At 69.9% G+C, this 5,622-nt stretch carries 6 protein-coding genes; 3 read left to right on the forward strand and 3 right to left on the reverse strand.

What is annotated here, in order from left to right:
* The coding region (locus G3N98_RS38100; protein ID WP_206151013.1) for a CaiB/BaiF CoA-transferase family protein at positions 1-1,098 on the reverse strand (1,098 nt) is incomplete at its 3' end.
* Positions 1,095-2,081: a hydroxymethylglutaryl-CoA lyase gene (locus G3N98_RS38105; RefSeq protein WP_206151014.1), complete on the reverse strand. Its 987-nt coding sequence runs from the start codon at positions 2,079-2,081 to the stop codon at positions 1,095-1,097. The genes G3N98_RS38100 and G3N98_RS38105, both read right to left, overlap by 4 nt.
* Positions 2,082-2,253: 172 nt before the next feature.
* On the opposite strand from G3N98_RS38105, the gene G3N98_RS38110 reads away from it, so the two are divergent.
* The gene (locus tag G3N98_RS38110; RefSeq protein WP_206151015.1) at positions 2,254-3,075 is read left to right on the forward strand and encodes an IclR family transcriptional regulator; all 822 of its coding nucleotides are present in this window, start codon (positions 2,254-2,256) and stop codon (positions 3,073-3,075) included.
* Between the two features lie 141 nt (positions 3,076-3,216).
* On the forward strand, positions 3,217-3,855 hold the full coding sequence (locus G3N98_RS38115; protein WP_206151016.1) for a 2-hydroxychromene-2-carboxylate isomerase: 639 nt from the start codon (positions 3,217-3,219) through the stop codon (positions 3,853-3,855).
* A gap of 53 nt (positions 3,856-3,908) precedes the next feature.
* Here G3N98_RS38115 and G3N98_RS38120 read toward each other — a convergent pair whose 3' ends face one another.
* Positions 3,909-4,892, reverse strand: a complete 984-nt coding sequence (locus G3N98_RS38120) for a LysR family transcriptional regulator (RefSeq protein WP_206151017.1) — start codon at positions 4,890-4,892, stop codon at positions 3,909-3,911.
* Positions 4,893-4,993: 101 nt separating this feature from the next.
* Here G3N98_RS38120 and G3N98_RS38125 point away from each other — a divergent pair.
* The coding region (locus tag G3N98_RS38125) for an MFS transporter (protein WP_206151018.1) at positions 4,994-5,622 on the forward strand (629 nt) is incomplete at its 3' end.

Raw genomic sequence — 5,622 nt, forward strand, 5'->3', positions numbered from 1 at the left:
GCGTTCGCCGGCAAGCGTCAGCGGCAGCAGCGCGGTGCGCGTGTCGACCGGCCGCCCGGCGCTGCTCGCGTCGGCCGGCAACGTCACGGCCTCGAGGCCGCCCGTGGCGAGCAGGTGCGGATCGTCGAACAGGTCCTGCGGTTTCGTGATCGGCGCGTACGGCAGGCCGTTCGATTCGAAGATCGCGCCGATCTCCGCGGCCGAATACGGCGCGAGCCGCGCGCGCAATTCGGGCAGCAGCCACTCACGCGCCTGCACGCGCAGGTTGTTGGTCGCGACGCGCGGATCGTCCTTCAGCGCGGCGAGGCCGAACGCATCGCAGAACAGCGCCCACTGCGTGTCCGACACGACCGCGAGAAAGATCTGTTCGTCATCCTTGACTGAAAACACGTCGTAGACGGCCCACGCGGAAATCCGGCTCGGCATCGGCGAGGCGGCCTGCCCGGTCACCGCGAACTGCATCATGTGCTGCGCGACGAGGAACACGTTGTTCTCGAACAGCGAACTCTGCACCTGCTGGCCGCGGCCGGTGCGTTCGCGCTGCGCGAGCGCGGCCATCGCGCCGATCGCGCCGAACATGCCGCCCATGATGTCGTTCACGCTCGCGCCCGCGCGCAGCGGCCGCCCCTCCGGGCCTGTCATGTACGCGAGGCCGCCCATCATCTGCACCACTTCGTCGAGTGCGGTGCGATGCTCGTACGGCCCCGGCAGGAAGCCCTTGTGCGACACGTACACGAGGCGCGGATTCAGCGAATGCAGCGCCGGATAGCCGAGGCCGAGCCGGTCCATCGTGCCGCTCTTGAAGTTCTCGCTGAACACGTCCGCGGTCGCGACGAGCCGCAGCACGATCTCGAGCCCGCGCGGATCCTTCACGTCGACGGCGAGGCTCTTCTTGTTGCGGTTGAACATCCCGAAGAAGCCGGCGCCGGAACCGCGCAGCGCGCGCGTGCTGTCCCCCGCGATCGGTTCGATCTTGATGACCTCCGCGCCGAGATCGGCGAGCAGCATCCCGCAGGTCGGGCCCATCACCATGTGCGTCATCTCGATCACGCGCGTACCTGCGTACGGCAGCGTCGAAGCCGGTTGGTGGTCGTTCATTGCGCGACTCCCGTCAGGCATCCTTCCGGTTGCACCGCGCTCGGAGCGCGGCCGTCCGCGTAACGGAAGCCCTTCGGCAACCCGGCGTCCGGCACATGGCCGTACAACGCCTCGGCCGGCAGCGCCGCGTGCAGGATCGCGCGCGCGGCGAGCAGTGCGTCGACGTCGATACCCGTGTCGAATCCCATCGCCTCGAGCAGGAACACGAGATCCTCGGTGACGATGTTGCCGGTCGCGCCCGGCGCATACGGGCAACCGCCGAGGCCGCCCTGGCTCGCGTCGATCGTCGTCACGCCCGCGTCGAGCGCCGCGACGACGTTCGCGAGCCCCTGTCCGCGTGTGTTGTGGAAATGCGCGCCGCCGGCCTTGTCGCCGACTTCGCGCTGCAGGCGCAGGAACAGCCGGCGCACCTGCGCCGGATTCGCATAGCCGCTCGTGTCGGACAGCCCGATCTCGTCGACGCCGCATTCGGCCATCGCCGCCGCCATCGCGATCGTCTCGTCGTCGCTCACCGCGCCCGCGATCGTGCAGCCGAACGCGACCGACACGCCCGCCTCGATCTGCACCGACGGAAACCGCTCATTGCGCAGCGCGACGATCGCACGCACCTCGTCGATCATCTGCGCGGGCGTCTTGCGGATGTTTGCCAGCGAATGCGCTTCCGTGACCGAGACCGGCAGCGTCAGCTTGTGCACGCCGGCCTCGAATGCGCCCTCGGCGCCGCGCAGGTTCGGCGCGAGCGCGGCGACGTGCAGCCCGGGAATCGCCAGCGCGTGCGCGACGACTTCGCGCACATCGGCCATCTGCGGCAACAGCTTCGCCGGCACGAACGACCCGACCTCGATCTCGCGCAGGCCGGCCGCGGCCAGCGCGGTGATCCAGCGCAGCTTGCCGGCCGTCGGCATCACGGCCTGGATGCTCTGCAGGCCGTCGCGCGGCCCGACCTCGCTGACCAGCACCTTCGGATATTCGGAAACGCTCATTTGACACTCCATCGTTCTATCTGAAAGAACATCGTTCTGTTTGATAGAACTCTATGCGCGCGTCGAATGGGCTGTAAGCGGGGTATACCCGTGAAATTGCGATTTTTTGGAACTTGAGTTCTGTCAGACAGAACGATATAGTCGATCGAACATCCTCAGAAGGAAGCAGGCAGTGCCCAAAACACCAACCGATCACCCCGGCAGCGAGCCCGATTCGCCGGTCGAAGAAGCGTCCAGCGGCGTCGCCGTTCTCGATCGCGCGTTCGCGATCCTCCGGGCGTTCGGGCAGACCGACGACCGGCTGTCGCTCGCGGAGCTGTCGCGCCGCACCGGGCTGTACAAGAGCACGATCCTGCGCCTGCTCACGGCGCTCGAACATGGCGGCTTCATGCGCAAGCTCGACGACGGCCAGTACGCGATCGGACACGAGCCGCTGCGGCTCGCCGCGCTGTATCAGCGTTCGTTCCGGGTCGGCCCGGTGGTCGAGCCGCTGCTCGAGACGCTGAGCCGCGAACTCGGCGAAACGGCGTCGTTCTACGTGCGCCAGGGCGACATGCGCTCGGTGCTGTACCGGGTCGAGCCCGCGCGTACAGTGCGCGTGTCGATTCGGGTCGGCGAGGAGTTTCCGGTGCGCCAGGGCGCGTCCGGGAAGGTGCTGCTGGCGTTCACCGACATGCAGGATGCGCAATGGCACGACGTGCGCGAACAGCTGTGGGCCGCGTCGTACGGCGAGCGCGACCCGGAGACGGCGTCGGCATCCGTGCCCGTGTTCGGCGCCGCCGGCGAGTGCGTCGGCGCGCTGACCGTATCGGGCCCGAAATCGCGGCTCGCCGACGCACCGGCCATGGCGGCGGCGCTCGCGATGCTGTTGCCGTTCGCACAGAAGGCGACCGTCGCGCTCGGCGGCTCAGGTGCACGCTACGACGCAGCGGCCGTGCGCGACAGCCTCGCGCGGCTCGCATCGCCAGCGGACCACGGCGACGCGGCGTCGTAACCGGCGGCGGCGCGCGCCTGGCCACGCAACAGCGCAAAAGGCAGCCGCGTGCGACACTGGCCGCCGATGCATGCATCGCGCGCCGCCTGCGGGCATGCCGCGCGAGCCACCGCCAACCGGACACGCTTGAGGGTCGCCACCATGAACACCGCGCGCACCGCTACCTGGTATTTCGATTTCGTTTCGCCGTTCGCCTACCTGCAGCAGGAACAATTCGACCGGTTGCCGGCCGCCGCCGCGTTCGAGCCGCGGCCCATCGTGCTCGGCGCACTACTCGCCCACTGGGGCCAGAAAGCGCCGGCCGAGATCGCGGCGAAACGCGTCTTCACCTATCGCCACGCGCAATATCGCGCGGACAAGCTCGGCATTGCGTTCCGGATGCCGCCCGCGCACCCGTTCAATCCGATCAAGCCGCTGCGCCTCGCGATCGCGATGGGCAATTCTCCCGACGCGATCCGGCGGATCTTCCGGCATATCTGGCGCGACGGCCAGGACGTGTCGACGCCGGAAGGCTTCGCCGCGCTGTGCGAAGCGGTCGATTTTCCGGAAGGCGTGACGGCCGTCGACGCCCAGCCGGTGAAGGACGCACTGCGCGCAAACACCGACGACGCGATCGCGCACGGCGTATTCGGCGTGCCGACCTTCGCACTCGACGGCGACCTGTTCTGGGGCGAGGATGCGACCGACATGTTCGCCGACTGCGCAACGTCGCGCGCGTGGCTCGATTCGCCCGAGGTGCGCCGCATCAGCGCGCTGCCCGAAGGGATCCGGCGCGGCTGAAGCCGCTGCGGCCGCCCGCCGCCCTCCGCTTGCGGCACATCCCGCGTCGGAGGTCAGCTGTCGCGCCCTTCGACGAGCCCCGGCACGGCCTCGCGCATCATCGCGGCGAACCGCACGAGCCGCGACGGATAGAACTGCGCATGCGGGTAGGTCAGGTAGACGGGCAGCGGCGCGGCCTGCCACTCGGGCGCGAGGTGCACGAGCTCGCCGCGCGCGAGGTGATCGGCCAGCATCCATGACGAGCCGACGCACGCCCCGACCCCCAGCAGCGCCGCACTGCGCAGCGCGTACAGGTTCGCGGTCGTGATGCGCGGGCGCATCGCAATGCGTCGCGTCTCGCCCGTGACCGAATGCGTGAGCGCCAGCTCCGTGCGGTAGTACGTGCGCAGCGCGAGCCACGGCAGCGCGGCGAGCGCATCGGGGTCGGCCGGCACGTCGGCGCCGTTCAGCACGGACGGCGCGGCGACCACGAAGCGCGGCACCTTCGACAGCCGGATCGCGACCACGGCCGGATCGGTCGGCTCGCCCACCTGGATCGCGCAATCGATGCCGCTGCCGACGAAATCCCGCACCTCGTCCTGCAGCAACCACTCGACCGACACGCGCGGATAGTCGCGCAGGAACCGCGCGAGCGGCTCGACGAAACGCTCCTGGCCGAACGCGTGCGGCACCGCGACCCGCAACAGCCCGTCCGGCTCCTCCTGCGCGCCGCGCAGATCGGCCTCGAAAGCCGCCCAGTTCGCCAGCAGCTCCTTCGCGCGCTTGAAGCAGCGCTCGCCGTCGACGGTCAGCCGCATCGTGTGCGTGGTCCGCTGCAGCAGCCGCATGCCGAGCGAGCGCTCGAGCGCCTGCAGCCGCCGGCTGATGGTCGGCTGCGTCGTATGCAGTTGCGCGGCCGCGGCCGACAGGCTGCCGGCTTCGACTATGCGCACGAAGGTTTCCATCAGCTCGAAACGATAGCCGGCGCCGTCCACCGGCACCGACTGAATGCGCGGAGACCCGCCTGCAGCGGGAGAGAAGGAAGATTTTTCGGTCATGCGTGGAGCGTATAACAAATCTGCGCAGGACGGCACTACCGTGGCCGGCCGCATGCCGCCACACTCGCGTCCATTCCTTCATCGCAACCAGGATGCACGCCATGTCCACCCCGTCCCGTCTCGATGCCGCGCCACGCGCCGCCCACGCCCCGGCCCAGCCGGCCGCCCATTCGATGCCCGATCGCCGGCTCGTGCTGCTGCTCGCGGCCGCCGCCGGCCTCGCGGTCGCACCGCTCTACTACGCGCAGCCGATGCTCGGCGCGCTCGGGCCCGATCTCGGCGCGTCGGCACGCGCGATCGGCTTCGTGCCGACGCTCACGCAGCTCGGCTATGCGCTCGGCATCCTGCTGCTCGCGCCGCTCGGCGACCGTTTCGACCGGCGCCGCGTGATCGTGACCAAGGCCGCGACGCTGGTCGTCGCGCTGCTGCTCGCCGCCATCGCGCCGTCGCTCGGGCTGCTGCTCGCGGCGAGCTTCGCGATCGGCCTCGCGGCGACGCTGGCGCAGGACGTCGTGCCGGCCGCCGCGACGCTCGCCCACGACGCCCATCTCGGCCTCATCGTCGGCCCGGTGATGACGGGGCTGCTGCTCGGCATCCTGCTGTCGCGGGTCGTGGCCGGGTTCGTCGCCGAAACGGCCGGCTGGCGCGCGATGTTCGCGCTCGCGGCCGTCAGCGTCGCCGTGATCGGCGTCGTGGCCGCGCGCGGGCTGCCGCACTTCGAGCCGACCAC

The organism is Burkholderia sp. Tr-20390 (assembly GCF_017104595.1).
Classification (GTDB): domain Bacteria; phylum Pseudomonadota; class Gammaproteobacteria; order Burkholderiales; family Burkholderiaceae; genus Burkholderia.